At 57.3% G+C, this 19851-nt stretch carries 13 protein-coding genes and 3 pseudogenes; 11 read left to right on the forward strand and 5 right to left on the reverse strand.

Going from position 1 to position 19851, the window contains the following annotated elements:
- Positions 1-46: 46 nt before the first annotated feature.
- Both KUV26_RS03545 and KUV26_RS03550 read right to left on the reverse strand, forming a co-directional pair.
- Positions 47-1165, reverse strand: coding sequence for a porin (locus tag KUV26_RS03545; RefSeq protein WP_222503079.1), 1119 nt, complete (start codon positions 1163-1165; stop codon positions 47-49).
- Positions 1166-1506: 341 nt separating this feature from the next.
- Complete coding sequence (locus KUV26_RS03550) at positions 1507-2622, reverse strand: porin (RefSeq protein ID WP_315900066.1); 1116 nt, start codon at positions 2620-2622, stop codon at positions 1507-1509.
- A gap of 354 nt (positions 2623-2976) precedes the next feature.
- Between KUV26_RS03550 and KUV26_RS03555 the strand changes: the two genes are divergently transcribed.
- Positions 2977-4167 (forward strand): tyrosine-type recombinase/integrase, encoded by a 1191-nt coding sequence (locus KUV26_RS03555; protein ID WP_222507319.1) that lies wholly within the window; start codon positions 2977-2979, stop codon positions 4165-4167.
- A gap of 1249 nt (positions 4168-5416) precedes the next feature.
- On the opposite strand, the pseudogene KUV26_RS23845 reads toward KUV26_RS03555, so the two are convergent.
- Positions 5417-5512, reverse strand: a pseudogene (locus tag KUV26_RS23845) (IS5/IS1182 family transposase); the annotation flags it as partial.
- A gap of 215 nt (positions 5513-5727) precedes the next feature.
- Between KUV26_RS23845 and KUV26_RS03560 the strand changes: the two are divergent.
- The 4 genes and pseudogenes from KUV26_RS03560 to KUV26_RS03575 all read left to right on the forward strand — a co-directional run bounded on the left by KUV26_RS03560 (position 5728) and on the right by KUV26_RS03575 (position 9893).
- Positions 5728-6431 (forward strand): annotated as a pseudogene (locus KUV26_RS03560) (IS6 family transposase).
- Between the two features lie 105 nt (positions 6432-6536).
- Positions 6537-7883, forward strand: a complete 1347-nt coding sequence (locus KUV26_RS03565) for an efflux RND transporter periplasmic adaptor subunit (RefSeq protein ID WP_222507320.1) — start codon at positions 6537-6539, stop codon at positions 7881-7883.
- A gap of 4 nt (positions 7884-7887) precedes the next feature.
- Positions 7888-8661, forward strand: coding sequence for an ABC transporter ATP-binding protein (locus KUV26_RS03570; protein ID WP_222507321.1), 774 nt, complete (start codon positions 7888-7890; stop codon positions 8659-8661).
- Positions 8658-9893 carry an ABC transporter permease gene (locus KUV26_RS03575; RefSeq protein ID WP_222507322.1) on the forward strand — a complete coding sequence of 412 codons (1236 nt, stop codon included), beginning with the start codon at positions 8658-8660 and terminating at the stop codon, positions 9891-9893. The genes KUV26_RS03570 and KUV26_RS03575 overlap by 4 nt, the downstream gene beginning before the upstream one ends.
- 76 nt (positions 9894-9969) lie before the next feature.
- On the opposite strand, the gene KUV26_RS03580 is transcribed toward KUV26_RS03575, so the two are convergent.
- Together KUV26_RS03580 and KUV26_RS03585 are read right to left on the reverse strand one after the other, a co-directional pair.
- Positions 9970-10221 (reverse strand): hypothetical protein, encoded by a 252-nt coding sequence (locus KUV26_RS03580; protein ID WP_222507323.1) that lies wholly within the window; start codon positions 10219-10221, stop codon positions 9970-9972.
- 252 nt (positions 10222-10473) lie between these two features.
- Positions 10474-11067, reverse strand: a complete 594-nt coding sequence (locus KUV26_RS03585; RefSeq protein WP_222507324.1) for a helix-turn-helix transcriptional regulator — start codon at positions 11065-11067, stop codon at positions 10474-10476.
- A gap of 400 nt (positions 11068-11467) precedes the next feature.
- On the opposite strand from KUV26_RS03585, the pseudogene KUV26_RS03590 reads away from it, so the two are divergent.
- From KUV26_RS03590 to KUV26_RS03615, 6 genes and pseudogenes are all read left to right on the forward strand, one after another.
- Positions 11468-11809, forward strand: a pseudogene (locus KUV26_RS03590) (transposase); the annotation flags it as partial.
- Positions 11810-11871: 62 nt separating this feature from the next.
- Positions 11872-12057 carry a helix-turn-helix transcriptional regulator gene (locus tag KUV26_RS03595; RefSeq protein ID WP_222507325.1) on the forward strand — a complete coding sequence of 62 codons (186 nt, stop codon included), beginning with the start codon at positions 11872-11874 and terminating at the stop codon, positions 12055-12057.
- 1116 nt (positions 12058-13173) lie between these two features.
- Positions 13174-13440: a hypothetical protein gene (locus KUV26_RS03600; protein ID WP_222507326.1), complete on the forward strand. Its 267-nt coding sequence runs from the start codon at positions 13174-13176 to the stop codon at positions 13438-13440.
- Between the two features lie 100 nt (positions 13441-13540).
- The gene (locus KUV26_RS03605; RefSeq protein WP_261399714.1) at positions 13541-16390 is read left to right on the forward strand and encodes a TrlF family AAA-like ATPase; all 2850 of its coding nucleotides are present in this window, start codon (positions 13541-13543) and stop codon (positions 16388-16390) included.
- Positions 16391-17144: 754 nt separating this feature from the next.
- Entirely contained in the window at positions 17145-18476 is a 1332-nt protein-coding gene (locus KUV26_RS03610) for a DNA cytosine methyltransferase (protein ID WP_222507327.1), read from the forward strand.
- Complete coding sequence (locus KUV26_RS03615; protein WP_222507328.1) at positions 18469-19257, forward strand: endonuclease; 789 nt, start codon at positions 18469-18471, stop codon at positions 19255-19257. Before KUV26_RS03610 ends, KUV26_RS03615 begins: the two co-directional genes overlap by 8 nt.
- Positions 19258-19851: the final 594 nt, after the last annotated feature.

A 19851-nucleotide genomic window follows, 5' to 3' on the forward strand; every position in this document is an offset into this window, starting at 1 on the left:
CCGCAAAGGGGCGTGTCTCCGTTCCGAAAACCGAGGGAATTGCGGTTCAGAACTTCCAGCGGGCACCGGCCAGGATCACGTTGGCGTCCTGGTAGGTGGTGGCGCTGGTATCCGCGTAGGAATAGTCGCGGTAGGCCAGATAGGTCTCGACGTTCAGCGCATCGATCTTCTGGACCGCGGCAACACCCCAGGATTCGGCGCTGTCGCCGGTGCTGACCATGTCGGAGCCGTCATAGTAGTCCACCGAGAAGGAGGTGGAGCCGGCCGAGATCAGGTCCGCCGTGTAGCCCAGCTTGGCATAGGCGTAGCTGCCCGCGATGTCGCGCTCGCCCGCGGCCAGGTTCAGCGACAGGCCGGTGGCCTTGTGCAGCACTGCGAAGGAGCCGGAAATGTCGCGATAGTCGGCCTGGCCGGTTTCCTCGGTCCAGGAGGCGCCGATGCCGGTGTCGATGGCGAAGCCTGCGGCGTCGTCATTGGCCCAGCGGACGGCCACGTCATAGCTTTCGCGGTCGTTGGCGTCCTTCAGGATATCGGTGCCCCAGGAGGTCGACAGGGTGAAGCCCGCCAGTTCCGGCGAATCGTAGCGGATGCGGCCCAGGCGGCTGCCGTCCAGGTCGCTGAAGGCATCGCCGATGTCGACGCTGCTGAGCGCGCCTGCACCGGTGCGGAAAGCATAGCCGCCGGCGGAGTCGGCCACCGCGTTGGAGGCGCCGAGACCGGTGCCCGAGAAGTCCGCTCCGGTGATGCCGTCGGTTGCCATCGAGCCCTGACCTGCGGAGAAGCGGCCGTAGCGCGCGGTGTCGAACTGGAAGTCAACGTGACGAATATTGGTGCGGTCCCAGCTCAGGTTGTCGCCTGTGGACAGCTGGCTCACCCCGTCCGAGGAGCGGAAGCCGAAGGCGGTTTCAAAGCGGAACCGCAGGGTGTTTTCGCCGTACTCCTGCGACAACTCAAAGCCGATGCGCGAGTTGGACGCCGCGTTGTCGGTCAGGCGGTTGAAGTCCTGCTCGCCGTCGTCAAAGGACTGGTAGGCGGGGTTGAACTGGCCGTACCAGCGGAAGCTGCCGCCGGTATCGTTTGTGTAGGTCGGGCCTGCAAATGCCGGGGCAGCAACTGCGGCTGCAAGAGTGGCTGCGCCGGCGCGGGCTGCAAATTTGGTTTTCATGTTCTGTCTCCTGTTCCGTCGCTTACGGCCGCCGTCCGGCACAAGCCAGCGCAGGAGCCGAGGGTGCCTCCGGGCGCTGGCATGAAGTCCGGGTCAGTTGACCGCTGCGACATTTTTGAAAATTTGCCCGTGGCAAAAAATCTCCTGCACCGTAGCGCCGCCGCGGGACGGCAGATGTGAAGACGATCACGTTTACGGCCCGCCTCACGCAAAGCAGCTATGCCTCACGCGCAACCCTGAACCGTGAATCCGCCGGGCGAACGGGACCGGAATTCAACTTCCAAAAAGAAACGCTCCGGCTGACCGGAGCGTTCTGTTCTTTCAGGAAACCTGGCCGTTGGTCAGAACCGCCAGCGGGCGCCCAGGACCCATGTCGTCAGGTCCTGGTAGGCCGCGGCAGCATCGCGGTATTCATACTCCTGGTAAGTCAGATAGATATCGGTGTTTATGCTCTCGACCTTCTGCACGGCGCCGATTCCCCAGCCCTTGGTGCTGGAGCCTGCAACGTTGAAGTCCTCGCCGTCATAATAGTGCACTCCGAAGCCGGTTTTGCCCCACGGCAGCCACTCGTTCTCATAGCCGATCTTGGCATAGTAATAGCTGGGATCGCTGGCGCCCGCCGCATCATTGTCACGGCTGCCGCCCGCCAGGGTGAAGCTCAGCCCGTTGTCGAGCAGCACCGAGGCCGAACCGATCACGTCCGACCGCTCCGCCCCGGCGTCGTCGCGCACCTGGTAGGCAAGCGAGGCAGCGAAATTGGCGGTGCCGAATTCCTGCCCGTAGAACAGGCCGATGTCATAGTAATCCGCGTCATCCGACGACGACAGAACGTTCTTGCCCCAGGCCACCCCGGCGGAGAAACCGTTGAAATCCGGGGTGTCATAGCGGATCCGGCCGCGGCGGGAGCCGTCGAGGTTGTCGAAGGCGGAAGCGACGGCCGGGCCGCTCAGCGCTCCGGCCGTGTCCCGGAACAGAAAGCCCGCGTTGGCGTCCGCGGTATAGGAGTAGAGCGCGGTGCCGACATAGGACAGGTCGGTTTCAGCGGCGCCGTCCGCCACCATGCTGCCCTGCCCGGCCGACAGCCTGCCCCAGCCGCCTTCCAGCCAGAAGTCCACATGGCGCAGGTCGGCGCGTGTCCAGCCGCTGTAGCTGGAGCCGAACTGGTTCACTTCGGTGGAATTCGGGAAGCCCAGCCCGGCTTCGAACCGGAACCCGAAGGTATTGGCCCCGATCGGCTGCATCAGCCGCAGACCGACGCGGGACCGGGACAGGTCGTAATCGAGCAGGTTGGTTTCGGTCTGCTGGCCGTCGTCGACCGAAATGATGGCCGGATTGAACTGGCCGTAGATTTCGACGTAGCCGCCGGAATTGTTGTCATACCGGAGTTCGGCTGAGGCCGGCAGGGCAAAGGCGCACAGCCCGACTGCAGCAGTGGAGATATTCAGAAGACGTTTCATGGCCATCCCCCATAGTTAACAATTTACTGATAAACGCTTGGGCCGGCCGCAGGCCGCCGCGGGCCAGCCGGGGCCCAGTATAGCATAAAGCGGCCGGAGCCGGGGAAATTGTTGCCCGAAGGGCCGGACCGGCCCGCAGCCGCCGCAACGGCGCTTCGGCGGCACAGGTCTGGGTTTGAAAGATGGTGCGGGTGAAGCACCTTTAATACCCGTCCAAAACCGTCCATGCCTGTATTGATGCGTTCAGCATCGCCAACATACTATAGCCCCCAGTGAAACAACGCCGCTCCGCACTGTCCCATCCCGTTCAGTGCAATCCGGGCGAAATGTGGCGGGCTAACTGGCGGGCTGAAAATGGGCAATCTTACAGCGGTGGGGATCAAGAAGGCAGGCGACGGCCGGCACGGCGACGGCGGCGGCCTGGAGCTCCACAAGAGCGGCGACGGCGGCAAGTGGATCTGGCGCTACTCCTTCGCCGGTAAGCGCCGCCAGATGGGACTGGGCTCCTATCCCGCCGTCAGCCTGGCAGGTGCCCGCAAAGAGCGCGACCGGTGGGCTCTGACAATCTCCCAAGGCCGGGATCCGATCACCGAGCGCGCCGCCGCCAAGGCCGCCGCCAAGGCCGAGATGGAGCGCCACGATCCGCCGCTTGAGCAGCTGGCCCTCGATGTTCTGGAAGCTAGGAAGGCAGGCCTGCGCCGGGAAGGCAAAAGCGCCCGCTGGCTTTCCCCTCTTGAGCGGCACGTCTTCCCGAAGATCGGGCGCAAGCCGGTCAGCACCATCCATCAGGCCGATGTAAAGGCCGCGCTGGCGCCGATATGGCGCACCAAGCACCCCACGGCAGAGAAGGCTATCCAGCGCCTGCGGATCATCTTCCGGCAAGGCAAGCTGATGGGTTTCGAGTGCGACCCGTTCACCATCGACGCCGCGCAGCACATGCTCGGCCAGGTCATCCATGAAGCCGAGCCGATCAGCGCAACACCCTGGCAGGAGCTGCCGGGCCTTTTCGAGCGTCTGGCCGACCGCGGCTCCGTGGCCTCCTGCCTGCAATTCATGGCCCTGACCGTCGTGCGCGCCTCCGGCTGCCGCGGTGCGCGTTTCGATGAGATCGAGGGGGATGTTTGGACCGTTCCCGCGGAGCGCATGAAAGGACAGGTCGGCAAGGTTCAGGATTTCAGGGTGCCGCTGTCTGCCGCCGCTCTGGATCTGGTGGAGCGCCGCCGAGCGCTTGGCGGGGAATTTCTGTTCGCAGGCCCGCGCGGAAAGCCCGTGACCGACGCCAGCCTGTCGAAGCACATGAGCGATATGGGGGAGGAAGGCCGGCCGCACGGGTTCCGCACCAGCTTCCGCACATGGGTGCAGGACACTGATGCCTGCCCTTGGGAAGTGTCGGAAACGATTCTCGCCCATACCATCGGCGGAAAGGTCGAAAGGGCCTATGCCCGGTCTGACCTTCTGGACCGGCGCCGCCCCGTCATGGAGGCATGGGGGCAGCATGTGACAGGAGCGCAGGCCAACGTCGTCCCTCTGCGCGGCCTGAAGTAGCCCCTTGCTCTCCATCCAGATCACATGCGCCTGCGGCCACTATGGAACCGTGACAGAGGAACAGGCGATAGAGCGCTGGATACGGATGGAGCCTATGCGGTTCCGTTGCTCACGCTGCGGGCAAGCCGGGCAGACAGAGGCGCGGCTGGGTTGGGATGCTGGCTTGAACCCGCTGGCGGAGGCTAAGGAGGAAGAGGCGTGAAGGCAGAGCGACTTGAGAACGGCCTAGCGTTCAGTTGAAGATCACATCCCGCGGATGGGTGCACTGCAACTGCAAAAAGGAAAGCCCCGCACAGCGGGCAAGCTGTGCGGGGCTTATACCTCTTGCGAGGCGGGTGGTTACCAGAGCTTCAAAATCTCATAGCCGAATCTGTTCCGCAAGAGCCTCGGCTATTCTTTCTTGGCATGACAAGCGTGCTTGACGCGCGCCGTCTTTCCCGCGATCTTAGCTCCGTTGTGCCGGGTGGTAACCAGACGCTGGCGGCATGATGATGACCGGATACCAGTGGGCGCAGCCAAATCCGAACCGCAGTCCGAAAGATCGAAGCGGGGTTGCCTGGAGCCAGGGAAGGCTCTTGCAAGTAGCGATCGACCGCAAGGCATTTCCCCTATGTGACCGGCGGGCCTCTGAGCCGAACGAGCGACCGACGCAATAACATCGGCTGAGGCTAGGAACCAGCCTCAGCACCCGCTGGGGCTGGTCGTCCTATGCCTCTTTCACCAAACTTCACAACCTCAACAATAACCCCTGTGGTCAAATTCCTTTTTTAGGTCATTTTCCTGGGACATATCCGTTTTACCGGAGTTCGGAGCAATAAGAGCGGAAGCCTCCTCCCCGGGCAAAAAACCTCCACCTGGATAAAGAAAACCATGGCCGCCGCAGCCTCCAGCCGCTCAACGAGTTTAGCCACCTCATCCTTTAGCGCCTGCGGTCTCATCCCGGTTTGCACCAGCTTCAGTCCGTTCGGCCACAACCCCGCGCCGCTGGGTTAGGTCTGCGGCGCTCTCCCCTTAGAGCTCCCGCATAATATTTCTCAGTATTTCGGAACTTCCTCCGGTCAGGAACCCAGACTCCTCTGGCGGGTGACCCCATGCGGCAGCATGATACAGCCTGCGTTTTCGCCCCGCCAGCGGGACAGCTCCACTATCGCCCCATTCGCGCTAACCACGGTCAGGGGTACAACCGATCCTCGCGCGCACGTATGGCACATCAAAGTAGGTGCGAGCCCGCCTCAATTTCTCCCCTGCAGGCCTTCCAGCTGACTTGGAAGTCGATCGAACTCCTCCGTATCATATACGAAGGCCAGTTCCTTGTCTTGTACTTCGAAGGGGCTCCACTGCTCATGCCCCCCTGCTATCACTCTGGATTCACGAGATGAATCCCTCGCGGGATTTGTGCAACAAAGCCGATCTGATCCACAAGCGCCCTCCATCTGTGGTAGCACAATCGGGGGTATGCACTGCGCGCTCTTTTTCGGTCCTGTCTATTTTTGAGTAGCTCAACCGTTCAAATGTGATTGCCAACTTGTTTGCGCGTTCTGAACTGGTTACGCCTCACGGATGAAGATACCGCCCAAAAGGCCGCGTCTGAAGGGTTTTCGTTTCCCGCGCGAGACTATCGCCTATGCCGTCTGGGTCTATCATCGTTTTGCGCTCAGCACTGCGGATGTCGAGGATCTTCTCGCCAAAAGTGGCGTGCTGGTCAGTCGGGAAACAATCCGGCAATGGGTGAACCGCTTTGGCCACCATTTTGCCGTTTCCATCCGGCGAGACAGGCCCGATACGACCGACAAATGGCAACTCGATGAGGTGGTCATCCCGATATGCGGCCGAAAATACTGACTCTGGCGGGCTGTCGACGCGAACAGGGATCTGCTTGACATCCTCGTATAGCCACAGCGGAATGCCAGGGCCGCACGGCGCTTTCTGGCAAGGCTGATCGCCCGTTTCGGCGAGCCGCGTGTCATGATCACTGACAAGCTGCGCAGCAATATCAAGCCTATCCGGGACCTTTGCATCGGGTTCCGATCATCATGCGCAAAAAGGGCCTGAACAACCGGATTGAGGGGTCGAACAGGCCAACCCGGAAACGCGAGAAATTGATGGGACGCTTCAAGTCATCCGGGCAATACCAGAGGCTCCGCGCCGCTCACGATCAGATCAACACAATCTTCCATCCCCGCCGCTATCGACTCTCCACCATCTCTTATCGCCACGCCAGGACCGATGCTTTCTACCTCTGGAGACGAATGCGGCCGAAATAGCCGCCTGACTGACAAGGGTCCCGCAACTTTGCAACTTTCCGAAAATAAGTTCGGCAATTCCCGCATCGGGGATCAATGGGATTTCATTGAAAAATCTGCTTCAAAATGGCATTGTTAACCGTGATGTTGAAGGTGTTCGCGATAACTTTGACCGTTCTAGCCGTGGCCGCCTTCTTTTCGCTGCGATCAGAATCTGGTTCGAAAACGAGCTACCAAACACACTCAGTGGAGCACGGTCCCTTGGTTGAGTTTGTAACTGCAACCGGCACACTGGATGCATTGGTGAAAGTCGATATCAGCTCGCAGGTTTCAGGCAGGATTGCCGAGGTCAAAGCCGGGTTCAACAGTCGTGTATATAAGGGCGAACCGCTGGCCATCATCGACCGCGAAGGGTTTCAGGCGCGGGTGGAAGAGGCTAAAGCCGCAGTGGAGATCGCTCTGGCGGCGGTAAATGTGCAAAGCGCAACAATGGAAAGAGCGGCTGTGGAGGTCGAGGCCGCCAAGCTGGAGAAGGAGGTCTTTCAGGCGCGGATTGATCAAGCCTCCGCCGACCTTTCCGTCGCACGCTCCCGCCTGGCTCGCAAGGAATCCCTGCGGAAGAATGGCACTGTCGCTGCCGCCGACGTAGAGGATTATCAAGGGGAAGTCTTACGAGCTGAAGCGCAGCTGCGAGAAGCGGAAGCTCAGCTGGCCGCAAGCAGCCAGCGGGTGGAAGCGGCCAAGGCAGAGCATGCCAGGGCTAAGGCGGAGCTTAGCGGCGCGCGGGCAAACGTGCCGCAGCGCAGAGCTGCTCTGCGGCTTGCGCTGGTTGAACTGGAACGCACGGCAATCCGCTCCCCGATAGATGGCGTAGTTATCGACCGTACTATTGATGAAGGGCAAACAGTTGCAGCGGCCCTGGAAGCGCCCAAGCTGTTCACGATTGCCGAAGAACTGAGCCGGATGGTAGTGCATGTCAGCGTGGACGAAACCGATATAGGGCGCATCCGGACTGGCCAGAAGGCAGAATTCTCCGTTGATGCCTATCCCGCCAAACGGTTCTCAGGCACCGTGAGCGAAATCCGGAAGTCGGCAAAGGTCCTTCAGAACATCGTCACCTACACAGTTGTTCTGGACACCGAAAACCCGGACGATCTGCTGTTTCCGGGAATGACAGCGCTAGTCGATATTGCCATCCGTGAAACCGAGCCGGTGCTTAAGGTGCCAACCAGTGTCCTGTCCTACCGCCCATCGCTGAAGGAACTGGCGGACAGCGCCGGCGGACAACCGGTTCTTTGGCGCCTGGACGGCTCCGGCAAGCCGGAAGCCGTTGAAGCCGGAATCGGTGGCCAGGACGCCAGCCATACCGCGATTCTATCCAACCATCTAAACGAAGGTGATCTGATCATAAGCGGCGAAATCGCTACCGCACCTGGGAACAGCTTCGCACAATTTCTCCGGAACTGGCGCTGAGACCATGCTGATCGAAGCTGAGAACATCTGCAGAAGCTACCGGAACGGCGGCTCCCGGATCGAGGCCGTGAAAGACTGCTCCTTCTCCGTCCGCGAAGGCGAATTTTTAGCCATCACCGGCCCAAGCGGTTCGGGAAAATCGACGCTAATGTCCATCCTCGGCCTCTTGGAGCGGCAAACCAGCGGGAAGTTCCGGATAGGCGGGCAGGACACCGGCCACATGTCCGCGGATATCAGGGCCGGACTTCGGAACCAGATACTTGGCTTCGTGTTCCAGTCCTACAACCTTCTCCCCCGGCTAACCGCGCAAGAAAATATCGAACTGCCAATGACCTATGCCGGTGTTCGGGCTGCCACGCGACGCACAAGGGCGGTTGAATTGCTGCGGAAGGTCGGACTGGAGGAGAGGCAGGCGCATTTCCCTAATCAGCTGTCAGGCGGCGAACAGCAGCGGATCGCCATTGCCCGGGCCTTGGCCAACAGCCCGCAGCTTATCCTTGCGGATGAGCCGACCGGGGCTCTGGACAGTGAAAAAGGCGCACAAATCCTGGACCTGTTCCAAGAGATCAACAAGGCTGGCCGTACCATTGTTGTTATCACCCACGACGAGGATGTCGCCTGCCGCGCGGACCGTATCCTGCGCATGAAAGACGGCTGCATCATCGAGGATGAATTGGTGCTCACACCGCATTACCAGGCGGATACTGCTAAGGCGGCCAGCTTTGTGCGCCACCCCGAGCTGCGTGGCACAGGCCTGCAGCCGCGGCGACCAGAATGACCTTGCTCGAAAGCCTTCGGATTGCGCTGCGGGCGCTGCGGGCCAATCTGCTGCGCAGTTTCCTGACCATGCTGGGAATCATCGTGGGGGTCACATCGGTTGTGGCGATGGTGGCATTCGCCGAAGGCGCGCAACGCGAGATCAGCCGCCAGATCAAGACGCTGGGCGCAAACGTGCTAATGATTGTCCCTGAGCTGAACCGCGGCGGCGATGACAATACAAATCTTTACCAGTCTGCAATCCTGCGGGAATCCGATGCTGCAGCGATTGGCGCAAATATAGCACAAGTGGTTGCCGCCGCGCCCTCGGTTCGGGAGGACTTACAGGTGATCAATAGGAACAAAAACACCTGGGTCACGGTTAACGGCACCACCTCCAGCTATTTCACCATCCGCGAATGGCCACTGAGCCGGGGGCGGATGTTCTCCGGCCAGGAGCAGCTCAGCAGCGGCAAGGTTGCATTGCTCGGCCAGGCCACCGCAGACAAGCTGTTCGGCGAAAGCGACCCGGTCGGTCAAACCATCCGTATCCAGTCGGTGCCGTTCGAGGTGATCGGCATTCTGGCGGAAAAGGGGGCCTCCGGCAGCGGGCGCGAACAGGATGACATCGTCTTCATCCCGATTGCCTCGGCGCAGAAACGGCTGTTCGGCAGCGCCAACCAGGTCCACCGGGGGTCAGTCGACTATATCCTCGCCAAAGCTTCGTCGCCCCAAACAGTATTCAGAGCAGAACAGGAAATCATCCGGCTGCTGCGGCAGCGGCACCGTATCCGCGAAAGCCGGGACAACGACTTCCGCGTGGTCGACCCGGCTGCGCTGATGGCGGCCCAGCACGCGGCGTCGCGCACCATCGGCTGGCTGCTGGCAGGAATCGCCGGCGTATCGCTGATAGTAGGCGGGATCAGCATCATGAACATCATGCTTGTGTCAGTGACAGAGCGGACCCGGGAAATCGGCCTGCGTGTTGCGGTCGGCGCCCGCACCCGGGACGTGCAATTCCAATTCCTGATGGAGGCGGTGCTGCTGTGTTTCCTGGGCGGACTGATCGGACTGTCGACCGGGGCTGGCCTCGCCTATGCCGCCAGCAGGATTGCCGGCTGGCCGGTTCACCTCAGCCCGCTGTCGCTGATCGGCGCGGTGGGGCTGGCGTCGGTTGTGGGGGTCATCTTCGGCTTCTTTCCGGCCCGGCGCGCCTCGCATCTGGATCCGGTGACGGCTCTGCGGATGGAGTGAACAAAAATGGCGCCCCAACGAGGAGGGGCGCCACGCTCTGCAACTCTATCCGGCCCTATAGCCAGAAGGGGGTGCATCAGTTGGGATCTACGTCTCTGGGGTGATCTTCATCCGGTTCAAAGTATGGCCCAGCGAAGTCCACATTTTTGATGCAGATCCAAGTTCCCTTCCTGTAACTGTATTTCAGAACTTCCGCATCGTTGCCTTCGCCATTGTTGCCGCAGCGGCGTTCAGCCAGTTCACGGTCACTTGGCTTGCCTCCGCCAGCCAAAACTGCAGGTGCGCTAAAGCTGATTGCAAGCGCGGTAACAACAAGAAGTTTCAACATAACAGCCTCCACTAATTAACGAACAGCTCCACTCAAGCAAAATCACAGAAGCACCGCATCGCTCACTTACGGGACAAATAGCCGACGAAACCTACCTCGTATGCGCGGCAGCCTCCCGCATACCGAGATCTGATAGTCATCGCTTCCCGTATAGCGCCCGTTGATATGCATCGTGTCAGGAATCAGTCAGCAAATCTGACGGGCTTGCTGCGCTGCAGGAGCAGAAGCTGCAGTGGCCGTAAAGGCTGGAGCCTAACTCTCGAAATGCGCCAACAGCGACACTAATTCCCCCTGCCGGTGAGTGTTGGTTTTCTGAAAAATCGAACGCAAATGGCTGCGGGCGGTCCAGATCGAAACTCCCAGCGTCCTGGCCGCCTGCTTGAGGCTGATCCCTTTGGAAAGCTGAATGGCCACCGCGGCTTCGGCGGGTGTCAGATGGAACTCCAGCTTTAGCAAGTCCGCATTTGTGTCCGACTGGTCTTCAACCTGCCGGATACTCAGCAGCGACTTCGCGCCATCCAGTTTCTCACGGAAAGCCACAGGCAAAGGAATGAGATCAATGTAGAAGGATTTATCATTTGAAATCTTGATCTTGACGGGCGGAGGTAGCGGCTGCCCGGAATTTTCGTCGTAGTCGATTCCGGCCCGGATCAGGCGCGACAGCTTTGCGTTCTGCAACGGGTCACTAACCCGGATGTTTTGCCAATGCACAACCAGCTGGCAGGCCGGGCTGCCGTTTAAAACAATGTCGAGAAAAGCAAGGTTGCCCGTCCCGTCCAACACCATCAGCCCATGACACTTGCCGCCGAGCAGATCGGTCCATTGTTCCAGCCATACAGAAGTCAACGCGTGCACCCCTCATCACGTTTCCAGTCGCCGTGACTGGCTCGACATGGCCTCGTGGGTGAAGTGCTATCGGGGTCCGCTGCGGCTGAAAATGTACTTGCAGTGAGATGTGTAATCTTTGCCCCTAAGCGCAATCAGCGGGCAGGTATTGGCACCAGCAGCACCACCCTGCAATCCATATGCACTTCTTACGCATTCAATACTTCATATGCGCCGGAAAGTAAATCACGAGAGCTGCCTGTACCGTTTCCGAGCCACGAATTGGAAATTTCACCAAATTTTTTCTCGTACTTAAATCCAGCCTGTCAATCGGCACGGAACTTTGGCCCCCTGTAGGGGCTTTGTTGCACAAAACCCGCGAGGGATTCATGTCGTGAATCCAGAGCGATAGCAGGGGAGCATGAGCAGTTGGGCCCCGACGAAGTACAATGCCAGGAACTGGCCTTCGTATAACGCAGCATTGAAGCAGCGCGGATCGCTGTCGATTTGGTTTGACCCAGAGATGATCTGGGAGCCACCACCGAGCGGCACGCGAGGTCGCCAGCAGCGTTTCAGCGGCTCTGCGGTCCAGACTTGCCTGACGCTGAAAGTGCTGTTCGGGATGCCGCTTCGGCAAACGACCGGGTTCGTGCAAAGCCTTCTGCGGCTGGTTGGACTGGACTGGACAGAGCCCGACTATAGCCCCCCGTGCCGCCGCCGGAAAACGCTGAACGTGAGCCGGCCATACGGCCCGAACCACCTAAGCAAGTTCGCGCGCGACGAGGCAAAGGTCGCCCTCGCCAAGCTGGAGAAGGAGGAAGGTAAGTGACGGACAACACATTGCCGCTGCTGCTGCGCGACACCCAGGTGGCGCATCTTCTGGGAATCGGGCGCACAACCGTGTGGAACCGAGCCAATTCCGGCAAGCTTCCGAAGCCGATCAAATGGGAGGGCGTGACCGTCTGGCGCCGCACCGAGATCGAGAAGTTTGTTGAAGAGCTGGCGGGCTAACTGGCGGGCTGAGAGCGGCCAACCAATCGCACCCCTTAAAAAACAGCGGCGTGCAGAAAAAGATGGTGCGGGTGAAGGGACTTGAACCCCCACGCCTTACGGCGCCAGAACCTAAAACTAATGAAGTTTCATTGTTTTCAGAGCGCTTAACGAGAAAAATTTACAGGACATTGCCAGAACGAAACATGAAACCGTAAAACAGGGTCAACGGCGCCACTTTGGGCCTATGTTGAGCCCACCTCTACTTGCGCAGCGGGATACATACACAAATGAAGGCAAGAGATTACCCGTTGCCAGTAGTCGAGATAGCCTGCGACCACTGTGGACGTTACGGGAAGTACCGAAAGAGCAGATTCATTGACCTGGTCGGTGAACACACAGAACTGCCTCAAGCTCTTTCGATCATCGCCGCCGATTGCCCTGAAGATCGAGTTTCGCCCGACAACATGCGCGGGCGCTGCCGCCCTTTCTATGCGCAGAACTGGTGGGGCGCTGCCAGTAAAGAGCCGAGCTAACCCCATCTCTCCCTTTCCAGACTACCCCGGGAGAGGCGCCAGCCCCCGCAACGCTTTGGTCATATCGAGGTAGCCGGTATAGCCATACTCGGCGTGCATCTGTTCATACCATGCCGCCCAGGGTTCCCGCCTATCTTCGGGGAAGACATCGAACCATGAGCCTTTTCGAACGCTAACCTGGCCATCAGGCAGCCGCTCAACCTTTATCTTGCTGACGCTCATCGCCTCTGCTCTTACTTGGACCGCTCGGATTATTCAGCTATAGCCTCCACATCCCAATCGCACCAGAGCGGGAAGGAACGGCCCGCAGCGCTCACCCCATCTGAGCGCTGCGGGCCGTTCATCCTAGGCACTAGCAACCGTTACGCCGGACTCTTGCGGCCGTCCGCTGCGTGTGCGGCCTCGACAAAGTTCCACGGCTGCTTCGCTGCAAAAGCGCCCTTTGCAAAGTCGGGGTGATCGGGCACGATCTCCGGCCGGACGCGGCCCACAGCGGCCTTTTGTCGATTGTACAATATGCTGTGATCGCATCCGGCTTTGCGGACATTGGCTTCCGTGATCAGTGCTTCTATCATCTGCGGCAAGCCAAAGAGGTATTCAGATGGAACGAGAACCCAATCTTGTCATTTCCAGCGCTTCGCAGCGCATTGTTGAGGATGGGATGCCATTCAAGGTGGACATCTACAAGCTCGAAGGCGGGGACGGTTGGTCGCTGGAAGTTGTGACAGAAGACGGGACATCCATTGTGTGGGACGATCTCTTTGAAGACGACCGAGCCGCCTTCGAAGAGGCAATTAGTACCATTCGCAACGAAGGCGCAGTCGCATTTTCGAACGGTGGTTCAAACGTCGTCCCGTTTAAGAAGTAGACGAACGACCCCAATCTGCCGTTTGCGCGATGGGATGATTAGAGGTGCGACTTCTCAATAGCGGGCTTAACTGCCTGAGCGCTCGAAATTCCCCTAATTAATGACAACACCAATTTCAAAAGTTGAGAAACCTTCAATGAATTTTGCATCATGGCGAAAATGTGATTTTCAGCTCCATACTCCAAGAGATCCCAACTGGAATGGAAAAAGGCCCATTGGTTTGGGCGATGAAACTGACAATGGCCCAGCAACACAAGCCGATGTAGATGCTGCTCGGCTAGCATGGGCGAATGATTTCATTAGGATTTGTCTAAAGAGAGACCTGCGAGCCGTAGCGATCACTGACCATCATGAAATGGTAATGATACCGTACGTGCAGCTGGCTATATCTCAACGGATTTCTGAGGAAGCCAACTTTGACCTATGGCTTTTTCCTGGAATGGAGCTGACCTGCCGCAATGGTGTGCAATGTTTGATCATTTTTGACGCTGATCTTTCGGATGAGTGGCGCATTGAAGCCCAATCTAAATTAGGGATTACAATACCTTCCTTGAATGTCAATGGAAAGCAAGGGCCTAAGGTCACGCAACTTGATTTCCCGTATCCTGAAATCTCTAAACGACTTGATGTAGTCCCGGAACTTCAGGGACGATATATTGTCCTGCCAAATGTCTCTCAGGGAGGCCAGCACACTGTCTTAACTGAAGGATCCCACGCGGACTTCAAGTCTATGTCTTATGTGGGGGGCTACCTCGATACAGGGCAGAATATTGAAACGATGAACGGAAAGAATAAGAGGCGCTTATCAGGTGAAGAAGACATCTGGGGAAAACGTTTCGTTTATCCTTTGCCCACATCAGATGGCCGGTCAGCGGACTTTTCCAAGGTGGGTACAAATAGCTGTTGGATTAAGCTTGCTGCACCTACCGCTGAGGCGATCAGGCAAGCGTTTTTGGGGCATCGATCTCGCATTTCGATCAAACCACCCCTAACACCTACGCTGAGTGTGAACTTCATTGAGGTCAGCGGGTCGGAAATATTTATTGATCGGCGGACAGACCTCAGCTCGGAACTGAACTCATTCATCGGCGGGAGAGGTAGTGGAAAAAGCACATTGCTCGAATATGTAGCTTTCGGACTGGGCCGCAGTTGCTACGATCTACCGAAAGATTCTTATTCTGGGGCAGGCCGACTAAAAGAACTCATATCTCAAACGCTCATCGCAAAAGGAGCAACACTAACCATTGGGGTTGTTCAAGATGGCGCGGAATTCACAATTCGCCGTAGCGGAGCAAACGCCTACCAGCCCGACATTACTTACCCAGACGGCTCGACCCAAAGGCTGAGCACTCAAGAGCTCCGAACTCTTTTTCCTTCTGTCGTTTACAGTCAGGGAGAGCTCTCTGAACTTGGAAAACAGGCCGGCAAGCGCACTCATATCTCGGACCTGCTGCAATTTGTTGACCAAGAATATAAACGTGAAGATGAGCGTCTTAATTCAGAAATAGACGGAGCGAAAACCCGCGTACGACAGGCCGTTCAAGGACTTTCGTCGGCATGGGCACTAGAAGCCAAGATTAGCAAGTACGCAGCCTCAAAGGCCTCACTAGAACAGCGCATTGCCGCATTGCAAAAGACGCTTCCTGAATTATCCGATGCCGACAAAGCAACCGTTGATAAATATAAAAACCTATCCGCTCTCGAGGCCAAGAGACAACAGGCGACGGCCCAAGTGGCTTCTGTCATGGAGGACGTTACCCAGCTTTGGCATACTTCCAGAAAGCCCGTAGACCTGAGCTCGGCGTTACCTGAAGCGGCAAAATTTCAGAAGGCATTCGCGGAATTTCACTCCGCCTTTTCGAGTGGTATCGAAGCGCTTGGAATTGAGCTTGGAAAACACCGCGATGCCATGGCTGAAGGCGGGGCAGATATAGACGGCGCTCTTGAAGCCGCGAAAGTCGAGCGCGATTTGGCTATGGAAAAACTCACTGAACACCGATCAGCTACGGCCCAGATTTCCAATCTCCAAGTTGAACTTCAAGGGGTTCTCAAGCAAATTGCTGAACTGTCGGTCACCACCAGTTCAGCTGATGAATGGTTTGAAAAGCTGAAATCGGCGGTTGATGATTTGAAACATACTGTCGAACTCAAGGGCGGCAAGACGAGAGAATGGGCCGACAAGATCGAGACATTATCTGGCAAAAGGATAGAGGCCCAGCTGAAGGCCGACGCAAACTGGTCCGGCATTCATGACGCTGTAGAGGTTTTAACGGCCAAGGCAGGCATCAAGGAAGCAACGAGAATTCAACGAACGGACGAGTGCTTAGAGAGGTCAGGTGTTTGGTCATCTCTCGACAGATTGAGGGCTGATGCCCTCGCCGCTCTTCGCTGGAATGTCCTTTCGCAATCTGAAAGCGGAAAGCCACCACAGATGGACGTACTAGCAGAAGCCACCGGTGCAACTCCAAGAGCTATTGAACGATGTGTTGAGTTGATGGATGTCCCGCGTGTTGAGGCTATAGCCACCGCGGTTCCAAGCGATGACATCTCTTTGCTTTACTGTGATGGAGATAGAAAAATATCATTTGAAAAAGCTTCGGAAGGCCAACGCGCAGCGGCACTCTTGTTCATGTTGCTAGAACAGCCGGGTGGACCACTTCTGGTCGACCAACCAGAAGGAGACCTCGACAATAAGATTGTGTCGGACCTTGCCGAAAAGCTTCACGATGCCAAAAAGAACAGACAGATCATATTTGCGAGCCACAATGCGAACATCGTTGTTAACGGTTCGTCGGAACTTGTTCTTGGCCTAGATGTAAGTCAAAACGCGAAAAGAGATGTCACCTGCGAAGGGGCAATCGACACAAAAGAGGTCTGCGATAAAATCACAGAAATTATGGAAGGTGGACCGCAAGCGTTTCGCGATAGAAAAGAAAAGTACGGCTACTGAATATGCTCTTTTTACCCGAGTAGATCTCGACACATTCTCCTGAAAATGTGCCGACCGCTCGACAGCGGTCTCTCGGGCTATTTCAAGGTCCGCTCTAGCGGCGCCATCAAATCCATGTTGCAAAGCGGAGAACGGTCGCTTACCCGCCCGACCTTGCGGGGCCGTCGGGCGCGAGCGGCGGTAGCGATCCCGTCCGCTTTAGGCTGAAACCGTCGGCTACACTCGCGGCGCCCCATGGTCGCGGCGATGTCAGCTGTTTGCTCTAAACCGCCATGCGGCAGTACAGCACCGAGCTCCAGCCTGCCCCAGGCCAGTTGAGATCGGCTTAAGCTAGCTCGAAGCCGACCTCCGGCTTGCCGCAAAGCCACGACGGATTCGTAAGCAGTCGGAGCGGAGGGCGGGAGTTTGCTGTACTCACACTGAATAAACGTCACTTTTCGAATAGCGACCGTTCACAACATAACAATCCTTGTTGCGTTTGAAGACACTCAGGGAACACCCGAAGATGAAGAATTCGAGCAACTTGTCGCAGCGCATTTCTTTCATTATATCACGCAGACCAGCGTTGCCCTGCAACAGGCTGATCGCCTGCTAGGTCGGGCTGCATTCAGACGCGGCAAGGCGGTGCCTAGACCGCCATCGGTGTAGGGCAGTAAAAGAGTAGCTTCCAACGAACTTCGATAGTCTGATTCTGCGATCAACATTCGGATATTTTTTGCCTACAAAGATGAACCAAAGGTAACAGGGGCACGATATGCGACCAATCGGTATCGACTTATTTGCAGGGGCGGGGGGCTTAAGCCTTGGGTTCGAGCAGGCCGGCTTCGATGTGAAGGCGGCGGTTGAGATCGACCCCGTACACTGCGCTGTCCACGAATTTAACTTCCCTGCCACGACAGTGATTCCAGCGTCGGTCGCAGACCTCTCTGGCAACGAAATCAAGCAGCGGGCAGGTTTGGTTGGCATGCAGATTGATTGTGTCTTTGGCGGAGCGCCTTGCCAGGGCTTTTCTATGATAGGCCAGCGAGTGCTCGACGACCCTAGAAACAAGTTGGTCTTGGAGTTTGTTCGCCTTGTGCGTGAGTTAGATGCTGAAAGTTTCGTGTTTGAAAACGTCAAAGGTCTGACAATTGGCAAACACAAAGCATTCTTAAAAGAGCTGGTAAACGCATTCGATGATGCAGGGTATGAATGCCGCTTGCCTTGGAAGGTGTTAAATGCAGCTCACTTTGGCACCCCGCAGTCGCGTGAGCGCTTTATTCTTATGGGCGTCAAGAAGGGCAATACTCTTCCTGACTATCCGGCGCCGAAAACAAATATTTCGGGAAGACCAAAACTCTACCCGGACCTGGAATTCGGGCCATCATGTGCTGATGCACTCGGGGATCTACCTGACGCAGACACCTTTGAGACTCTAAACGCAAGCGACGCAGTAAAAACAACTCGGTTTGGCAAGCCGTCTGACTACGCGGCCGAGCTGCGTTGCCTCAAAAACGACTCATGGCATTATGGGTATCCGAGGCAATGGTTGCCCAATGTCCTCACCTCCAGCGCGCGAACAGTACACACCGAGATATCTAAGAGGCGGTTTCGTGAAACTGAGGAGGGAACAGTTGAGCCTATCAGCCGCTTTTTCCGGCTCCCGAGCTGGGGTGTTTCGAATACACTGCGGGCCGGAACTGATGGGGCGCGAGGGGCATTCACAAGTCCGCGTCCAATCCACTATCTCTACGCACGCTGCATAACGGTACGTGAAATGGCACGGCTGCACGGGTTCCCCGACTGGTTCAGGTTTAACGCGACAAAGTGGCACGGAGCGAGACAGATCGGAAATTCAGTTCCCCCGCCATTGGCCATGGCAATCGCAGCCAAAGTGATTGAAGCTCTTGGCGCAACGCCATCGAGACCTGAAGAGGATATTCCTCTTGGCGATCCTAGACTATTGACACTCGATCTTTCTCAGGCGTCGCGCCACTTTGGGGTCAAGGCACCACAGAGCAAACGAGATCGGAAGAGTGGTGCTACGAAACGAAAACAGGAAGAGATCGAAGAAGCACTCAACTCGGCGAGGACGGCTCATGGCTAAAATCGCCAATCGCTATGGTGCTCTTATCGAGAAAATCTTCCTTGATCGCTACAGCACTGGACAAACCGAGCTCCACTTTGCACGAACGGATATTGAAGCCGCTGCCGAAGCGTTAAACATCAAGCTACCGAAGAACTTGGGGGATGTGCTGTATTCGTTTAGGTTTAGGGTCGCTTTGCCTGAGAGTATTCTTGAGACCCAACCTGCTGGTATGGAGTGGGTAATCGAGCTTGCTGGGAAGGCTGCCTACAGATTTCGCCTAGTCAAATTCAATCGTGTCCTACCTCGTGAAGACCTTATTCGGATCGATATTCCTGATGCAACTCCAGAGTTGATCCGTGCCTATGCGCTCGATGATGAGCAGGCCCTTTTGGCTATCGTTCGTTACAATCGGTTGATCGACACATTCCTAGGGCTCACGACGTACAGTTTGCAAAATCACCTTCGAACGACCGTGAAAGGGATTGGGCAGATAGAGATTGATGAGCTCTATGTCGGGCTCGACAAGCGTGGCTGCCACTACGTTATTCCAGTTCAGGCCAAGGGTGGGAAAGATCAGATTGGTATCGTTCAAATCTCCCAAGATATCCGCTTTGTTGAGGATAAGTTTCCGGGAATGCGATGCCGTGCGATCGCCGCACAATTCATGGAAGACCAAATTATTGCGCTATTTGAGCTTACGCTTCAGGACGACGAGATCAAGGTCGTCGAGGAGCGACACTACCGACTTGTCCCCGCGAAAGAGCTCGATCAAGCGACTATAAGAGACTACCGCGACTAAAAGCCGCCGCGGGGCCAAATGAAAAAAGTGATCTTTTACCTCGGCCTGGAAGTACGCCGCACGTTTGTTTTTGAACAAGCGGTAAAAGTCCGGTCCGGTGCAGTTGTGCTGCGGTGCTGTTCCAAGTTGCCAAGGGCTGGCCTAAAACGCTGTTCGCAAAGGCATCTTGGAGCGGCGAGTACCGCTATTCCAAGTCGGACTATGCTTTCAACCCATTCGACAACAGCGAAGAAGTAGCGACCTTTTGAAGCGCCATGCTGGAGGAGCTTGGCGTTGAAGCAGCGGCGGCCGCTATGGAGACGGCACGCGACCTGCGGAAGCAAGCAGACGAGAAAGCCGCACAAGCCGTTTCCGGCTGGGCCTAACAATCCAGAAACCGCCCGGTCGCCCAGGACGACACCCCCGAGCAAACCGGGGCTTTCATGTTTTAGATGTGACCTGCCCTAAGGCTGGGTCTCTGTATCGACGCGCAGTAGCCCGGCCGCCAAGTCGGCTGAGACAACGCCTTCGGGGTCCTGTCCCTGCCCCGCTGCGGTAAGCATGTCGAAAAAGCCCTGTGTCACTGCCGCGGAAAACCCCAATGGGTTGCCGTGA

It is taken from the genome of Leisingera daeponensis (genome assembly GCF_019801465.1).
Classification (GTDB): Bacteria; Pseudomonadota; Alphaproteobacteria; order Rhodobacterales; family Rhodobacteraceae; genus Leisingera; species Leisingera daeponensis_A.

What these genes read in the sequence shown, in the direction of transcription:
- KUV26_RS03605 (WP_261399714.1), top strand. Translation starts at nt 13,541, where the DNA reads ATGACAACACCAATTTCAAAAGTTGAGAAACCTTCAATGAATTTTGCA.
- KUV26_RS03610 (WP_222507327.1), top strand. Translation starts at nt 17,145, where the DNA reads ATGCGACCAATCGGTATCGACTTATTTGCAGGGGCGGGGGGCTTAAGC.
- KUV26_RS03565 (WP_222507320.1), top strand. Translation starts at nt 6,537, where the DNA reads ATGGCATTGTTAACCGTGATGTTGAAGGTGTTCGCGATAACTTTGACC.
- KUV26_RS03615 (WP_222507328.1), top strand. Translation starts at nt 18,469, where the DNA reads ATGGCTAAAATCGCCAATCGCTATGGTGCTCTTATCGAGAAAATCTTC.
- KUV26_RS03580 (WP_222507323.1), bottom strand. Translation starts at nt 10,221, where the DNA reads ATGTTGAAACTTCTTGTTGTTACCGCGCTTGCAATCAGCTTTAGCGCA.
- KUV26_RS03600 (WP_222507326.1), top strand. Translation starts at nt 13,174, where the DNA reads ATGGAACGAGAACCCAATCTTGTCATTTCCAGCGCTTCGCAGCGCATT.
- KUV26_RS03570 (WP_222507321.1), top strand. Translation starts at nt 7,888, where the DNA reads ATGCTGATCGAAGCTGAGAACATCTGCAGAAGCTACCGGAACGGCGGC.
- KUV26_RS03555 (WP_222507319.1), top strand. Translation starts at nt 2,977, where the DNA reads ATGGGCAATCTTACAGCGGTGGGGATCAAGAAGGCAGGCGACGGCCGG.
- KUV26_RS03545 (WP_222503079.1), bottom strand. Translation starts at nt 1,165, where the DNA reads ATGAAAACCAAATTTGCAGCCCGCGCCGGCGCAGCCACTCTTGCAGCC.
- KUV26_RS03550 (WP_315900066.1), bottom strand. Translation starts at nt 2,622, where the DNA reads ATGAAACGTCTTCTGAATATCTCCACTGCTGCAGTCGGGCTGTGCGCC.
- KUV26_RS03575 (WP_222507322.1), top strand. Translation starts at nt 8,658, where the DNA reads ATGACCTTGCTCGAAAGCCTTCGGATTGCGCTGCGGGCGCTGCGGGCC.